General features: G+C 68.7%; 14 protein-coding genes. 5 read left to right on the top strand and 9 right to left on the bottom strand.

The genetic code is table 11. The annotated features are described in order from the left end of the window. Positions 1 to 38: 38 nt before the first annotated feature. Both AC14A7_RS04270 and AC14A7_RS04265 read right to left on the bottom strand, forming a co-directional pair. Positions 39 to 248 (bottom strand): hypothetical protein, encoded by a 210-nt coding sequence (locus AC14A7_RS04270; RefSeq protein WP_484006648.1) that lies wholly within the window; start codon positions 246 to 248, stop codon positions 39 to 41. Beyond that, positions 245 to 3,922, bottom strand: coding sequence for a DEAD/DEAH box helicase (locus AC14A7_RS04265; protein ID WP_484006647.1), 3,678 nt, complete (start codon positions 3,920 to 3,922; stop codon positions 245 to 247). The genes AC14A7_RS04270 and AC14A7_RS04265 overlap by 4 nt, the downstream gene beginning before the upstream one ends. Before the next feature lie 198 nt (positions 3,923 to 4,120). Here AC14A7_RS04265 and AC14A7_RS04260 point away from each other — a divergent pair, with 198 nt between their 5' ends. Next, the gene (locus tag AC14A7_RS04260; protein ID WP_484006646.1) at positions 4,121 to 5,389 is read left to right on the top strand and encodes a hypothetical protein; all 1,269 of its coding nucleotides are present in this window, start codon (positions 4,121 to 4,123) and stop codon (positions 5,387 to 5,389) included. Positions 5,390 to 5,402: 13 nt separating this feature from the next. Here AC14A7_RS04260 and AC14A7_RS04255 read toward each other — a convergent pair whose 3' ends face one another. The 4 genes from AC14A7_RS04255 to AC14A7_RS04240 all read right to left on the bottom strand — a co-directional run bounded on the left by AC14A7_RS04255 (position 5,403) and on the right by AC14A7_RS04240 (position 7,882). Further along, positions 5,403 to 5,876 carry a hypothetical protein gene (locus tag AC14A7_RS04255; RefSeq protein WP_484006645.1) on the bottom strand — a complete coding sequence of 158 codons (474 nt, stop codon included), beginning with the start codon at positions 5,874 to 5,876 and terminating at the stop codon, positions 5,403 to 5,405. A 32-nt stretch (positions 5,877 to 5,908) separates the two neighbouring features. Next, a complete protein-coding gene (locus AC14A7_RS04250) occupies positions 5,909 to 6,229 on the bottom strand; it encodes a DUF7882 family protein (protein WP_484006644.1) in 321 nt (106 codons plus the stop codon). Positions 6,230 to 6,307: 78 nt separating this feature from the next. After that, a complete protein-coding gene (locus tag AC14A7_RS04245; protein WP_484006643.1) occupies positions 6,308 to 6,640 on the bottom strand; it encodes a DUF7882 family protein in 333 nt (110 codons plus the stop codon). A 177-nt stretch (positions 6,641 to 6,817) separates the two neighbouring features. After that, a complete protein-coding gene (locus tag AC14A7_RS04240; RefSeq protein WP_484006642.1) occupies positions 6,818 to 7,882 on the bottom strand; it encodes a carboxylate-amine ligase in 1,065 nt (354 codons plus the stop codon). A 100-nt stretch (positions 7,883 to 7,982) separates the two neighbouring features. Here AC14A7_RS04240 and AC14A7_RS04235 point away from each other — a divergent pair, with 100 nt between their 5' ends. The 4 genes from AC14A7_RS04235 to AC14A7_RS04220 all read left to right on the top strand — a co-directional run bounded on the left by AC14A7_RS04235 (position 7,983) and on the right by AC14A7_RS04220 (position 11,576). Then, complete coding sequence (locus AC14A7_RS04235; RefSeq protein WP_484006641.1) at positions 7,983 to 8,561, top strand: TOPRIM nucleotidyl transferase/hydrolase domain-containing protein; 579 nt, start codon at positions 7,983 to 7,985, stop codon at positions 8,559 to 8,561. Between the two features lie 85 nt (positions 8,562 to 8,646). Then, positions 8,647 to 9,216 (top strand): DoxX family protein, encoded by a 570-nt coding sequence (locus AC14A7_RS04230; RefSeq protein ID WP_484006640.1) that lies wholly within the window; start codon positions 8,647 to 8,649, stop codon positions 9,214 to 9,216. Positions 9,217 to 9,282: 66 nt separating this feature from the next. Then, positions 9,283 to 10,947 carry a GAF domain-containing sensor histidine kinase gene (locus AC14A7_RS04225; RefSeq protein ID WP_484006639.1) on the top strand — a complete coding sequence of 555 codons (1,665 nt, stop codon included), beginning with the start codon at positions 9,283 to 9,285 and terminating at the stop codon, positions 10,945 to 10,947. Then, a complete protein-coding gene (locus AC14A7_RS04220; RefSeq protein WP_484006638.1) occupies positions 10,944 to 11,576 on the top strand; it encodes a response regulator in 633 nt (210 codons plus the stop codon). Before AC14A7_RS04225 ends, AC14A7_RS04220 begins: the two co-directional genes overlap by 4 nt. Before the next feature lie 3 nt (positions 11,577 to 11,579). Here the strand turns inward: AC14A7_RS04220 and AC14A7_RS04215 are convergent, their stop codons facing one another. The 3 genes from AC14A7_RS04215 to AC14A7_RS04205 are packed head-to-tail and all read right to left on the bottom strand — an operon-like array spanning position 11,580 to position 14,156. Further along, the gene (locus tag AC14A7_RS04215) at positions 11,580 to 11,984 is read right to left on the bottom strand and encodes a VOC family protein (RefSeq protein WP_484006637.1); all 405 of its coding nucleotides are present in this window, start codon (positions 11,982 to 11,984) and stop codon (positions 11,580 to 11,582) included. A gap of 10 nt (positions 11,985 to 11,994) precedes the next feature. Further along, positions 11,995 to 12,435, bottom strand: a complete 441-nt coding sequence (locus tag AC14A7_RS04210) for a helix-turn-helix transcriptional regulator (protein WP_484006636.1) — start codon at positions 12,433 to 12,435, stop codon at positions 11,995 to 11,997. Beyond that, positions 12,432 to 14,156 carry a sensor histidine kinase gene (locus AC14A7_RS04205; RefSeq protein ID WP_484006635.1) on the bottom strand — a complete coding sequence of 575 codons (1,725 nt, stop codon included), beginning with the start codon at positions 14,154 to 14,156 and terminating at the stop codon, positions 12,432 to 12,434. The genes AC14A7_RS04210 and AC14A7_RS04205 overlap by 4 nt, the downstream gene beginning before the upstream one ends. Between the last annotated feature and the right edge of the window lie 91 nt (positions 14,157 to 14,247).

The raw sequence follows: 14,247 nt of genomic DNA, 5'->3' as shown, positions 1-14,247 counted from the left end.
ATCCGCGACCTGCTGGCTGCGCGCGGAGTCGACCAGCGCTAGCCCCAGTGCGGCGGCTTGTCGGCCTTGAGTCGATCGTCGTTCTCTGTGCCTGAGCCGCGCTGCGGCTCTGGCGCGGGGTTCGGGTCGCTGCCTGCTGGCGCCTCTGTCGTCACACGGCGGCCGCGGTGGCGTCCCGTCGGCGGGGTGTTGCCGAGGGCGATGTCCTGCTCCTCCGGCAGCGGGGTGCCGACGTGCTCTCCGGTCATGCGCTCGCCGGGCTCGCGATGATCTGAATGGGCTCGGTGACCGGCTCTGCGTCGGCGCCGAGGAGGGTGACGATGCGGCGCGTGACGGCATCCGGGTCGCTGAAGAGCTCGAAGGCGTGCACCCGGAGGTAGTGCCAGCCGAGTCGGCGCAGCAGCTCTGGGCGGAGGCGCAGCGACTCGCGCAGGCTCGACCGCAATAGCACCGCGTCGGTCTCGATCGCCGCGCAGCGACCGCCGTGCGAGGCGACGAGGCCGAGCTTGCCACGGTGACCGAGCTCGACGTTGATGCCCTTCGCGGCGAGCCGCCGGGCGAGGTCGACGAGCATGGGGTCGCGGTCGTCGGGGATCGGGGAGTCCGCGAGGCGGGCATCCACCTCTGCGAGGATCTCGGCAAGCGCGACGGCGCCGTGGCTCATGCGCGACTCGTCGATGTCGGTTGGCTGGAAGCACGAGACGATCGCCATCGAGCGGCGGGCGCGCGTCATGGCGACGGCGAGAAGGCGCTCCCCACCCGGCTCCCCGAGGATTCCGAAGTTGGTGAGCACGCGACCGTGGGGCGTTCGCCCGAAGCCGATCGAGAGGATGACGCGGTCGCGGCTCTCTGCGACCGCCTGGTCGATCGTGACGACAGTGAACGGCTCAGCCCGGTCGCCGATGAGGAAGTCGCTGAGCTCTGGGTGCGTGCCCACCGCCGCGAGCACCGCCTGGTGCACCCGCACAGCGTGCAGCGGGGACGCGGTGATGACCATAAGCGACTCGCGCGGCTTCGTCGAGGCATGGTCGAGCACGAGCTCGACCACTCGGTTGACCTCTGCATCGACGCTCTCGACGGCTCCCGTGTAGCTGTCGGGCATGCCGGTGCCGTCTTCGACGTACTCGAGCTCAAGGCTGCCGTGGCCGAGGAAGCTGCCAGCCCACGGGAGGGCGGAGATGCGTCCGCCGTAGAAGCGGCGGTTGACGAGCTCTGCGAGCTCCTCGCCGCCGGGGCGGTAGGAGCGGGTGAGGGTGAGGGTCGGCAGCAGCGAGGAGAGGCGCGCGAGCGCCGAGTCCTCGTGGAGGGCATCGAGGCGGGACTCGTCGACGTCGCTCGGCGCGGGCGAGCCGGTTTCGGCATCCTCGGCAATGGCGATGGAGAACGGCGCGGGCGTCTGCGTCACCGGGTCGCCGAAGGCGACGAGCTGGCGGCCGCGGCGGATCGCGCCGGCGTTCTCTGCGATCGTGGTGGCACCGGCATCCACGAGGATGACCGTGTCGAACGGCAGCGTGTCGGCAACCGCGTGCACCTCGTACGGAGAGGCGAGCCACACCGGCGCGACCGCCCGGGAAAGGTGCGGGGCAGAGGTCTGCAGGTCGAAGGCCGTGAAGCTGTCGCTGCGCAGCAGGCGCTTGAGAAGGTCGGCCTCCTCTGGCCAGTCCATGAGGCCGATCTTCCAGTTCTCGGCCAGCTGCCACGAGAGCAGCGCGGCGCTGCCTGCGGCATGGGCCTCGTCGACGAGACGGAAGTCGGCCTCGAGACGGTCGAGCACGCTCGTGTTGGCTCCGAGCAGGGCGCGGTCGCTCTCGAGCAGCGACTCGAGGGCGGAGCGCCACCACGCGAGCTCGAGCTCTGCGGCAACCTGCGACTCCGGCACGTGGCGGTTGGAAAGGTCGATCGTGAGCGGTTCGACCTCGAGGTCGCGCAGCTCGTTCATGAGCGCCGTGCGCTCCTGCAGGTTGGTGAGCACCTCCGACTCGGCGGCAAGGCCCTGCAGGGTCGCGGTGAGCTGGTGCAGCGGCATGTGCGCGAGCGAGGTGTCAGGGGTGAACGACCCGAGCGGCTCATCGAGGGTCGCGAGGTTCTTCTCCACCTCGCGGTAGGCGCTGAGAACCTCGGCGATGCCGACGGGTACGTGCGGTGGCGCACCCTCGGCGGCGAAGCGCTGCCAGAGCACGCGCTGGTCGCGGATGCGCATGAGGGCGGCGTTCATGTCGCCGACGTGCACGCCGGGGCGCAGGTACTCCTTGGCGAGCTTGACGAGGCGACGGCGGTTGGCCGGCGACATGTCGGGGGTGTCACGGCGCTTTGACGTTGCGGTGATGAGCTCGGTGATGGAGCGGTCGAAGACGACCGGCTGGAACTTGTCGAGCGACTCGCGAAGATCGACGAGCAGGCCGAGGTAGACGCCGAGCTCGTGAATCGTGGTGAACGGCCGCATGTGCGTCGAGGCAACCAGCTCGGTCGCCTTGTCGATGAGGTACGGCACATCGTGGTTCCACAGCTGCTGCGACAGCCGGTGGGCGGCTGCGGCATCGTCGCCGGAGAGGAACTGGGCGCCGTACCACGGCGAGTCGTTCGGGCCGTAGCGAAACTCCCCGAGCTTGGCCGCGGTGGCCATCACGTCGATCGCGTGCTGGCGGCCGTGGGCGAGCGCCTCGACCGACTTTCGACTGAGACGAGCCGTCGTCGCGGGCGGCGTCGGCAGCAGCGCGAGACGCGCGAGCTCAGTGACACAGTCGAGCACCGAGACGCCGATCACCGGGTCTGGCTTCGAGAGCGCCCCGCGGTAGTCCATGATGACGGTGCGCAGTCGCACGAGGGCGTCATCCACCTCGCCGACGTGCGGGTGCTTGGCCTTCTCGCTGCGACCGATGGACCGGATGATGTCCTTGCGCAACGACGACGGCGAGACCGCAAGACCCCCGAGCCCGATATCGCCGAGGCGCTGCGCGATGCCGAGCAGCGACGCCCTGCGCGCACCGACCACCAGAACGCGCTTGTTCTGCCCGACGAGCGCCCCGATGGCGTTGACGATGGTCTGGGTGCTGCCTGTGCCTGGCAGGGTGCGAACGACGAGCGAGTTGCCGGCGGCAACCTGGGCGATCACGTTCTCCTGCTCGCTGTCGGCATCGAGCAGCAGGGTGTCGGTCTGCGGCGGGCGCACGTCGGCGCTCATCGCTGCGACCTCGGTGAAGCTCTCCTCCACCGTCCAGCGTGCGGTGGGGTTTCCCGCCAGCGCATCGAGCACCGGGTGCTCCAGGTCGCGCGCGTCCTTCGCCATGGCGCTCGCGACATCCGCGAAGCTCGACACGACGAGGCGCGGGCTCACGCTGAACGACTCGAGGTGGGAGGTGAGACCGCGGAGGCGGTCGATGACGGGGTTCGGCTTGAAGGTTCCGTCGGCGTCGGCGAGGGCGACGAAGGCGCGCGCGTCGAGCTCTAGGCCGAACTGCGCCTTGAGTGCCTCGGCCAGGCGAGGGTTGAGGATGGCGCGACCGCGCAGCTTCACCTCGAAGTCGCGGCCCGCACGGCGGATGGCGAGCGGGCGCAGCAGCACAGGAGCCCGGTAGTGCTCGTCGGCGTTGCTCCACTCTGCGATGCCGATGCCGAGGTGCACGGCGTCGATGCCTCGAGTTGACGCGAGCTCCAGCCCCTTCGCAGCGATGAGGCCGGCCGCGACCTTGGCGCTGCGCAGCGCGAGGTCGTCACGGATGAGGTTGGAGAGGAGGGTCGTCTTGCCCGTGATGAACTGGGCGAGACCGCCGGGGTGCGTCGCGCCGAGCTCGATGCGCGTGCGCGGCGAGTCGGCGAAGTGGAGGAGGGATGACGCCCCTCCCACCGCCTGCAGCTCACTGTGCCAGCGCAGCCAGGTCGGCTCCGCGATGTTCGATGGCTCGATGCCGATCGAGCCGGTCATGCTGAGCGCCTGCGGCGTCGTGACCTGTGCCTGGGTCTCGAGGTGCGCGGGCTCATCAGAGTGATCCGGCCCGTGGTCCGGGTCGAACTCGTTCGTTTGGTTGGCACGCCACACGAGGCCACCTTAAGGGCACAAGCAGAGAAAACCCGGGAGGATACGCCGCTAATCCCCACTCGTGCCGCCGTACAATAACTGGCGATGGCCACCACACTCGTCATTATCTCGATCGTTGTCGGCGTCATCGTCGTCGCCGCCTTCATTGTCGGCCTCGCCCTCCTGTTCCGCAATCGCCAGGGAGCGCGGTCGAGCAGCGCGAGCGGGCTGCCCGGCCTTCGGGCACGCGCAGACATCGCGCTCGTGCGCCTCGACGACTCCGTCGCTGCGGCGCGCGACGAGCTCGGCTTCGCGATTGCGCAGTTCGGGGAGGAGAAGACGGCGGAGTTCGCCGCAGCCGTCGACTCTGCTGCCGCACTCGCAACAAGCGCATTCCGGCTGCGCAAGGAGCTCGACGACGCCTTCCCCGAGTCCGACACCCGGAAGCGCGAGCTGACGCTGCAGATGATCGCCTTCACCGAGAAGGCCCAGCAGCGTCTCGACGAGCAGCAGGGCTCGTTCACGGCACGCCGGTCGGCAGAGCTGGCGGCACCGAAGGCGCTCGACTCGCTGTCGGCCTCGATCGCCGCCACGACGGCGCGGATCGCGCCAGCACGCACGACGCTCGCGCGCCTTGCCGCCGATTACCGCCCGCGAGTGGCAGAGGAGCATGAGGATGCGGTGGCCGAGGCTGAGCGAGCGCTCGCCACCGCGACGGCGACCGTTGCAACCGCGACCTCGCAGCTCTCGCCAGCCGGAGTGAACGCCGTCACCCCGGAGCTCGCCGCAGCAACCACCGCCGTTGGTCGCGCAACCGCACTGCTCGACGGCATCGGCACGCTCGAGGCAGAGCTCGACAACGCGGCCGCCGCCGTTGCGAGCATGGTCGCCGCCACGAAAGACGACCTCGCCGAGGCGCGGGCGCAGCGCGACGCGGCTCCCGACGCCGACACGGGCGCGGCGATCGTCGACGCGATCGCGGGCGTCGAACGGGTTCTCGGTGAGATCGCGTCGGCGGGGCGGCCCAGCGATCCCTTCGAATCCCTCGATGCTCTGAACGCAGCCAACGCCCGACTCGACACCGCCCTCGCGACCGCACGCAACCAGTCGCAGCGCCTCGAGCACGCACGCCTCGCCCTCGCCGGCACTCTCGTCTCCGCTCGTGGCCAGCTGGCCGCAGCCAAGGGATTCATCGGCGCCGGCGGGTCGCGGGTCAGCGCTGAGGCACGGGCACGACTCTCCGAGGCAGAGCGGGAACTCGCCCACGCCGAGGTGGAGGCCGACCCGGTGGAGGCGCTCGACGCCGCTCGACGAGCTGTCACCAACGCCCGCGATGCCGATGCACTCGCGCGCTACGACGCGATGGGCCGCTAGGTCTCAGAGCCAGCTACGGCAGTGCCGGCGGATGCCGAGGGCACACGCTGTTGAGCTGCGCAATGGTCGACCCGCTCACCATGGCGGTGAAGACAGCGTCGTACGGCGACCAGTCGCCTCCCGAGGCGATGAAGTCCTCGCGGCTCGGAGGGGCGACAAGGGGGAAGCCGAATCCGTTAAGGCACGGCCCGAGCTTGCTGAGGTAGTAGTCGTAGGTGAAGCCGAGCTCCCACTCCGTGCGCTCCTCCCGCTGAATGGGGAACGGGTTGGAGTCGAGCACGCACGCGCCGTTGGCGAAGGCGATGCGCGCCGTCGTGCCATTGGCGAAGGTATAGAGATAGCCGCCGTCGACGAGCCGCTCGAGCGTGCCAGTGGCCGAGAGGTTGCACAGCGCCTCTGGGGCCGAGCCGGCCGTGCTGCTGCAGCCGGAGAGGGCGAGGGCGAACGACATCGCAACGATCGCAAACGCCCGCCGTTGGCCGCCCATGTCGCGAGACTACTCCCAGGCGAACCGGCGGGCTAGGGCTGCTCTGGATCTGCCTCGGTCGGCTCTGGGATGAGCGAGAGCCCCCCGCTCGTGGCCGCCTGCTGGGTCAGCGCTTCGAGCCATGCGCGGTTGAGGGCGGGGCGGGCCTGCTCGGCGAAGTCGAACTGCAGGGGAATGGATGGGGCGACCCAGACGGTCGACCGACCGCCCCCATGCTCCATGCCTTTCGACCACGAGAAGCCGAAGCCCTCGTTGCGGCGAAGCTTTGCGAGAATGACGAACTTCAGATGCGCGAGCGCACGATCCTCCACCTCGATAGGGGTTCGTGCGTTGCCGTAGTACAGCGTTCCCACCGGTGACTCCTGTCGTGACCTGAAACCTGACGACAGGATACGCCCCAGTCGCGGGCGAGCGTCTCGGTCGCCGAGCACTCAGGCCGCGACGACGTCGTCGTCGCCCGACTCCTGCTTCGGCTCCTCTGTCACGAGCAAGCCGCCGCTCGTTGCCGCCTGGCGGGTGAGCTCCTCTAGCCACTGACGATTGAGGCTCGGGCTGCGGCTTCCCTCGAACTCGAACTGGAGCGGGATGGACGGATGCAACCACACGGTGGACCGGCCGCTGCCCTCGTTGGCCGACTTCGCCCAGGAGAATCCGAAGGACTCCCCTCGACGGAACTTGGTGAGGATCACGAACCGAAGGTGCGTCAGCGCTCGGTCGTCGATGGGGATGGCAACTCGCGCATCTCCGTAGTACAGCGTTCCCAAAAATGTCGCCTTCCGGGGTTGGGGGAAGTGAATGCGTTCAGGGTATCGATGGCTGCCCGGGAGCACGTGGACCCCTTGACACAGCTGATCGATCGCCTATAAATTATCGACTTTTCGCGTGTCGAGCATCAGAGACCGCCGAGCAGTAGCTGAACGCCAGCTGAGCTTTGCCGGTGCTCAGTGCACCTCGGTCAGGTCTCCGAGCCGGATGATGCTGCCCACGGCGTGCGCGGCGCGCTGGCGGGTCGCACCCGTGCCGTCGCGGAACACCCGGTCGATCGACTCCGTGACGAAGTCGAGGTCGGAGCCGAGCTCCAGCCGCTGGCGCGCCCGGTCGACCATCGCGTCCACCACCGTCCTCGCTGGCTCCAGCCGACCGGTCACGGGGTGCACGAGCGACCCGCTGATGCCGTCGCGAGCCGCGTGCCAGAGGGCAGCGTCGAGCAGCTCCGGCGGAGGCGCCGGCTCAGAGTGCTCCTCGTCGAGGGCGACGGCGACGAGTCCACGAGCGAGGGCGGCGAGCAGCACGGAGTCCTCCGGCTCGAGCTGGGCGTCGAACACCCGAAACTCAAGCGTCGGCCAGTGCTCTGACAGTCGGGCGTTCCAGGCGACGGTCTCGACGTCGACGGTGCCGCCGACGCCGACGAGCTGGTGCAGGCGCCGGTCGTAGTCAGCGGCGTCCTCGAAGTGCGGTGGGCAACCCGCCGTCACCCAGCGCCGAAGGATGATGCTGCGCCAGCTGCAGAACCCCGTGTCGGCTCCGCGCCAGAACGGCGAGTTGCCGCTGAGCGCCAGGAGCACCGGGATCCACGTGCGCACCCGGTTGAGCGCCAGAACGCCAGCCTCGCGGTCGGGAACGTGCACGTGCACGTGAAGGCCGTTGACCTGGTGGTCGGCGACGACGGAGCGGAACTCGTGCTCGACCTCGTCGTAGCGGTCGCCCGGTGTCAGCAGCGGATACGGCGTCGTCTGGAATGGAACGCCGACGCTGACGGCGGCGAGCCCGCGCTCTGCTGCCGTCGCCGCGAGCCGCGTGCGGAACGCGGTGAGTTCTGCGAGCGCATCCGCAACCGTGGAGAAGATGCGTGACGAGTGCTCGACCTGGGAGGCGAGGAACTCCTTCGTGCCGTCGGCACCCGCCGACCGGCGAAGCGAGTCGAGGATCTCGCGCGCCTCCGGCACCGGCTCGAGCGACCCGGGGTCGATGAGCATGAACTCCTCTTCAAGGCCGAAGGTCTCCATTCGCTCATGATGGCCCGGGCGGCTGGGATTTCGGCGGGGGTTGCGCTCTGCGCGAGCACTGCTATGGGATTGAGCGTACGACTGGTGTTTGGATGGACGGATGCTGGAGCTGCGCACCGCGATCATGCACGCGGCTGCGGGCGGGGGCTCTGTCACGCTGCCCGGCGCCCTGCGCACGGTCGTGCTCGTGGAGGGCGCGAGCGACCTCGCCGCGGTCGAGACGGCGGCGGGGATCGCGACGGCCGACCTCGACGGCGTGCTGGTCGTTCCCATGGGTGGCGCGATGAGCATCCGGCGATTCGTCTCCCTGCTGGGCGGGGTGCACCTCGTCGGGCTCTGCGACATCGCCGAGGTCGGACACTTCGAGCGGGCCGGGGTGCCGACCATCGTCGCGTGCGACCCCGACCTCGAGTACGAGCTGATGCGCGCTCTCGGCCACGCCCGCGTGCTCGATGTGCTCGACGCGGAGGGCGACCTCGCCGCATTCCGGGTGTTCCAGAACCAGCCGGCGCAGCGCGAGCGCACGCTCGACCGCCAGTTGCACCGGTTCTTCGGAACCATCGGCGGCCGCAAGGAGAAGTACGGCAGAGCGCTCACCGCCGCGCTGCTGTCAGAGCACCTGCCGCAGCCTCTCCTTCAGGTGCTGTCTGCGATCGAGCGACGGGACCTTCGACCCTAACTTCGGGAGCACCAAGAGCCCACAGTTGTCGTGGAACCATCCACCGACCGACGCAGTTCGTCGGCCACCAGCAAAGGGGTTTGACATGACTGCAACGCTCACTCACACCGCCGGCGCGTCGACAATGTCGACCGCCTCCGGTCTCGCACACGAAGGACGAGCAGGTCGCGTCGCCCTCGCCCTGCTGCGCTTCGGCACCGGCTTCATCTTCCTCTGGGCCTTCGTCGACAAGACCTTCGGTCTCGGCTACGCGACGCCGGTCGAGCGGGCCTGGATCAACGGAGGCGCTCCCAGTCAGGGGTTCCTCAAGAGCGACGCCGTCGTCGGCCCGCTCAAGGAGTTCTTCGCTAGCATCGCGAGCCCCCTCACCGACTGGCTGTTCATGGCGGGCATGCTCGGTATCGGTCTTGCGGTCATGCTCGGTATCGGGCTGCGCGTCTCTGCCGTCGCCGGCAGCATCCTCATGGTGCTGATGTACCTCGCCGAGTGGCCGTTCACGCCGAACACCGGATCGAACAACCCGCTCGTCGACTACCACATCGTCTACGCCCTCGCCCTCATCGCGATCGCCGCGACATCGGCAGGAGACACCTGGGGATTCGGCCGCCAGTGGCGCGAACTCGCCATCGTGCGCAGCCAGTCCTGGCTCCGCTAGGTGCCGGTGGCGGGCTGTGTCTGCAACGATAGGGACCTCAGCACGTTCCACCACCGAGGCGGTCGCATGCCACTCAGCTTCCCCGACGAGCCGCGCGAGGGTCTCGACAAGGCTCTTGACGACCTCATGACGAGCGCGAGAGAGGTGCTCGGCACGCAAGGGAGGCTGCGGGCGCTGCTTCGCGCCAACAGCGCGATCATCGAGCACCTCGATCTGCCCGTCGTGCTGCAGCGCATCATCGATGCGGCGGTCGAGCTGGTCGGGGCGCGCTATGGGGCACTGGGCGTCGTGTCGCCGGAGGGCGGTCTCGAGCAGTTCATCTCCATCGGAATGACGCCGGAGGAGATCGCCGCTATCGGCCACCTTCCCGAGGGGCACGGCCTGCTCGGTGCGCTGATCGACGACCCGCACCCCATTCGCATCCCATCCATCGCCGACCACCCGCTGTCGGTGGGATTTCCCGCCGGGCATCCGCCGATGGACAGCTTCCTCGGTGTGCCGATCCGGGTTCGCGACGAGGTGTACGGCAACCTCTACCTCAGCAACCGCAAAGGCGGGCAGTTCAGCCAGGAGGACGAGCAGCTCGTCACCGCCCTCGCCGCCACCGCCGGCATCGCCATCGAGAACGCGCGGCTCTACTCTGAGACGCACCGGCGCCAGGCGTGGGCTGCCGCTTCGGCTGAGATGGCCGGTGCGCTTCTCGCCGGCGATGACGGGCAGACCATGGGAATCCTGTGCACGCGGGTGCTCGACCTCACCTCTGCCGACACGGTCTACGTGCTCGTGCCGTCGGAGGACCCAGCCACCCTGACAGTGACCATGGCGAGGGGGCTGCACGAGGAGACCGTGAACAGCACCTACCTCGTCGCCGGCACCGCCGCGGAATCCGCGCTGCGCTCTGGGCGGCCAGCGCAACTCGACGAGCGCATCGACGGCAGGCCATCGTCAGCCATTGCCGTTCCGTTCCATCTCGCAGACGGGTCGAGCGCCGTGCTGGCTGCCGTTCGACACGGCATAGACGAGCGCTTTGCCCGGGGCGACCTCGAGTTCGCGGCAGAGCTGACGCAGCAGGCGAGCGTCGTGATGGAGCTTGCGGCCGCCCGATCCGACCTGCAGCGAATGGAGCTCATCGAGGATCGCGGACGCATCGCCCGCGACCTGCACGACCACGTCATCCAGCAGCTGTTCGGAACCGGCCTCGAGCTGCAGGCGATCGCGGCAGCTGGCGTCTCGCCAGAGCGGATCATGCAGGCGGTCGAGGGAATCGACGCGAGCATCTCGCACATCCGCACCATCATCTTCGCCCTCGCGTCGCCGAGCGGCACGGCGTCGTCGGGAATCCGCGAGGCGATCCTCACCCTCGTGAAGGACGCAGCCATCGGCCTGCCCCACACGCCGACCGTCCACTTCTCCGGACCGGTAGACCTACTGCTCACCGACGACATCGCCGACGACATCGTGGCCGTCACCCGCGAGGCGCTGATGAACGTCGTCAAGCACGCCAACGCGCAGAACACGACCGTCGGCCTGTCGGTCGAGGGACCGGATGTCGTGCTCCAGATCACCGACGACGGTCAGGGAGCAGCAGCGAGCGGCCGCCGCAGCGGACTCGCCAACCTCGAGCGACGAGCTGCACTGCGGGGCGGCACCTTCCACTTCGACTCCGACAGCACCGGCACTCGCCTGCGCTGGACGGTTCCGGTCGAGAGCGATCTGCAGGAGGCATCATGATCCGCGTCTTCCTTGTCGACGACCACGAGCTCGTGCGCCGCGGCATCACCGAGCTGCTGAACGCGCACCCCGACATCGAGGTCGTTGGAGAGGCAGGAACCGCCGCTCAGGCTCGGGCGCGCATTCGCGCGACCCGCCCCGACGTCGCCGTTCTCGACGTTCGACTTCCCGACGGGAGTGGCATCGATGTGTGCCGCGATGTGCGCTCGGAGCTGCCGGAGACACACTGCCTCATCCTCACCGGCTACGACGACGACGAGGCGACCTATGCCTCCGTGCTCGCCGGGGCATCCGGGTATGTGCTCAAAGACGTGCAGGGAACGCGCCTCATCGACTCTGTGCGCCGCGTCGCCGCTGGCGAGCAGCTGCTGCATCCGTCGCTCAACCGCCGGGTCGTCGACCGCATCACCACGACCCACACCGCCGACCCGCTGCTGGAGACCCTCACGGGGCGCGAGCGCGAGATCCTGCCGCTCATCGCCGAGGGCCTCACCAACCGCGAGATCGGCGAGCGCCTCGACCTCGCAGAGAAGACCGTGAAGAACTACATCTCCGGCCTGCTCGCCAAGCTCGGACTTCAGCGGCGCACCCAGGCGGCGATCATGCACATCGAGGCAACGCGGGAGTAGCGCCTAGGCCGCCTGGTTGATGCGGATGGCGTTGCCCGACGGGTCGCGAAAGGCGCAGTCGCGCGGGCCCCACGGCTGGTCGACCGGCTCCTGGAGCACCTCGCCCCCGGCCGCGACGGCGCGCTCGAAGGTTGCGTCGAGGTCGTCGACGACGAAGATGAGCGAGGGCAGCATTCCCTTAGCCAGCAGCGCCTGCATGGCGTCGCCATCGGCCTCGGATCGCCCCGCGTGGGGAACCGAGAGCACGAGCTCGGTGACGGAGTCGCCAGGGAAGCCGAGCGTCACCCAGCGAAACCCGCCGTTGGCGACGTCGTTGCGCACCTCGAGGTCGAGGGCGTCACGGTAGAAGGCGAGGGCCTCGTCCACGTCGTGGACGGTGATCGGCGCGTAACGGAGTGCTGTTGTCATGGCCACAACTCTAGGAAGCGGGCGCGCCGACCGCTTCTCGAATCCTGCTCTGTGCCTGACGAAGCGGTCGGGTGGTGATCTTCGCAACGTAGGAGGGCATCAGCTCGATGGCGGTGTGCTCGCGTGCCGCGTACGCGCTCGGGGTCTCCCCCGCGATCTCGGTGAACCGCGAACTGAACGAGCCGAGGGATGTCGCCCCAACCGCCATGCAGGCGTCCGTCACCGACACACCGGCCCGCAGCAGCGCCATGGCCCGCTCGATGCGACGCGTCATGAGATAGCTGTACGGGGTCTCACCGTAGGCGGCTGCGAAGCTTCGAGAGAAGTGGGCCGTCGACATGAACGCCCGTGCCGCCATGGCCGGCACATCGAGCGGCTGCGCGTACTCGCGGTCGATGAAGTCGCGAGCGCGGCGAAGGTGCACGAGGTTGGCGATCTCCTGCGGGGTCATGATCCAACGCTAGCCAGCGGAAGCTCGACGCGCACCGTCGTGCCGATGCCCTCCGTGGAGGCAACGGAGATCGCCCCACCGTGGGCGACGACGATGCCGCGCACGATGGCGAGGCCGAGTCCGGTGCCCGGCACCGCCTCTGACTGGGCGTTCGAGGCACGGAAGAAGCGGCCGAACAGCAGCGGCACGTCGCGCTCTGGAATCCCGATGCCCGTGTCGATCACCCGCACGACGACAGCGCCATCCTCCGACTCGAGCTCGATTCCCACCGATCCGCCCTCCGGGGTGAACTTGACCGCATTGTGGGTGAGGTTCGTGAATGCGCGCTCAAGCTGCTTGCGATCGCCGGTGATTATCGCGGGCGCGCCCTCTGACTCGATCATGATCTCGACATCGCGCGACTTCGCGAACGGCCGCAGCGAGATCTCGACGGTGTCGAGCAGCGACACGAGGTCGACTGGCCGCGATGACATGGCCCCGCTCTGGGTGTCGAGCCGCGACATGGTGAGCATGTCGTTGACGAGGTTCTCGAGGCGGTCGGCGTTGTGATCGACCACGCGCAGCATCTTCTGCCCCTCCTCGGTGATGGCGCCGCCCTCACCCTCCATGAGCAGTTCGACGTACCCGCGGATCGACGTGAGCGGGGTGCGGAGCTCGTGGTTGACCGTCGACATCATCTCGCTCTTGGCCCGGTCGAGCTCCTCGAGCTGATGCACCACCGTGTTGCGCCCTTCGAGCAGGCGAGACAGCACCGCCTGGCGCAGCATCATCGGAACCGCGGCGAGGGCGACAGCGAGCGCCGCCAGCACTATCGCGACCGGGGTCACCTCCACCTGGGTGCCGAGAACGAGCACGGCGAGCCCGGCGATGACCGAGAGCGCAGGCACAGGCACGAGGAAGGGCGACGAGCGTGTCGACCTGTCGTGGGTGCGCTGCTGCGCGAGCACCCAGATCGTGAGCACCACAAGGCCAAGGGTCCAGACGGCGTCGAGCGGGGTGCCGGCCGAGTAGCGCCCGTGGTACTCGAGGAGGGCATAGGCGACGTCGCCCGATGTGAGGATGAGCAGACCGGCGACGAGGTAGCCCCAGCGGCGGCCGACTTCGAGGCTCGGGGAGGCGGCGACGCCGACGATAGCCGCGACGATGAGCACGTCGAGCAAGGGATAGAGCGCCGCGACGACGGAGGAGAAGGAGGTCTCGCCGGTGAGGGCCTCGGAGATCACCGGTGAGAGCAGCACTGCCAGCACGGCCGCGGAGCCGAGGGAAGCGACCGCGCTGTCCAGCAGCACCGACCGGGAGAATCCCCCGCGCTGGTGGCGGATCAAGGCGATGATCGCGGCGATCATGAACGGGTAGAAGAGCAGGTACCCGATGTCGGCGATAGACGGAAACTCGAGGGAGCCGTTCTCGTCCATGGCGAGCGAGTAGTAGGTGTCGCCCAAGGCGGAGAAGGTGACGCCGATGGCCGCGAACAGCACATCCCAGCGCGCGAAGCCCGTTCGGTAGACGACCAGCCAGAACAGGGTCGCCGGCACCCACTGGCTCGCGATGGAGACACCGACATTGATGGCCGGCTGCGGCTTGCCGTTGAGGATGAACAGGGCGATGAGGAAGGTGAGGAAGAGGGCGATCATCACCCACGTGAGCACCTGGATGGCAGCGAACGTCGGCCCGCCGCGTGCTCCTCGCGAGACGGGCATCCCTTCTCGCGCGACAACCATACGGCCAAGCGTATGACGGACAGACAAACCCTTCCAGCCCCCCGTAACTGGGGTGCGGCTGGCCCGCGCGAGCGGAACCGCGACGTTCACG

The organism is Conyzicola sp. (assembly GCF_057073975.1).
Note: the sequence above shows the minus strand (reverse complement) of the source record. Positions and strands in the feature narration are given on the sequence as shown.

Excerpts from the sequence above, each read along its gene's own strand:
- AC14A7_RS04270 (WP_484006648.1), bottom strand. The coding sequence starts at position 248 with ATGACCGGAGAGCACGTCGGCACCCCGCTGCCGGAGGAGCAGGACATC.
- AC14A7_RS04265 (WP_484006647.1), bottom strand. The coding sequence starts at position 3,922 with ATGACCGGCTCGATCGGCATCGAGCCATCGAACATCGCGGAGCCGACC.
- AC14A7_RS04260 (WP_484006646.1), top strand. The coding sequence starts at position 4,121 with ATGGCCACCACACTCGTCATTATCTCGATCGTTGTCGGCGTCATCGTC.
- AC14A7_RS04255 (WP_484006645.1), bottom strand. The coding sequence starts at position 5,876 with ATGGGCGGCCAACGGCGGGCGTTTGCGATCGTTGCGATGTCGTTCGCC.
- AC14A7_RS04240 (WP_484006642.1), bottom strand. The coding sequence starts at position 7,882 with ATGGAGACCTTCGGCCTTGAAGAGGAGTTCATGCTCATCGACCCCGGG.
- AC14A7_RS04235 (WP_484006641.1), top strand. The coding sequence starts at position 7,983 with ATGCTGGAGCTGCGCACCGCGATCATGCACGCGGCTGCGGGCGGGGGC.
- AC14A7_RS04230 (WP_484006640.1), top strand. The coding sequence starts at position 8,647 with ATGACTGCAACGCTCACTCACACCGCCGGCGCGTCGACAATGTCGACC.
- AC14A7_RS04225 (WP_484006639.1), top strand. The coding sequence starts at position 9,283 with ATGCCACTCAGCTTCCCCGACGAGCCGCGCGAGGGTCTCGACAAGGCT.
- AC14A7_RS04220 (WP_484006638.1), top strand. The coding sequence starts at position 10,944 with ATGATCCGCGTCTTCCTTGTCGACGACCACGAGCTCGTGCGCCGCGGC.
- AC14A7_RS04215 (WP_484006637.1), bottom strand. The coding sequence starts at position 11,984 with ATGACAACAGCACTCCGTTACGCGCCGATCACCGTCCACGACGTGGAC.
- AC14A7_RS04210 (WP_484006636.1), bottom strand. The coding sequence starts at position 12,435 with ATGACCCCGCAGGAGATCGCCAACCTCGTGCACCTTCGCCGCGCTCGC.
- AC14A7_RS04205 (WP_484006635.1), bottom strand. The coding sequence starts at position 14,156 with ATGGTTGTCGCGCGAGAAGGGATGCCCGTCTCGCGAGGAGCACGCGGC.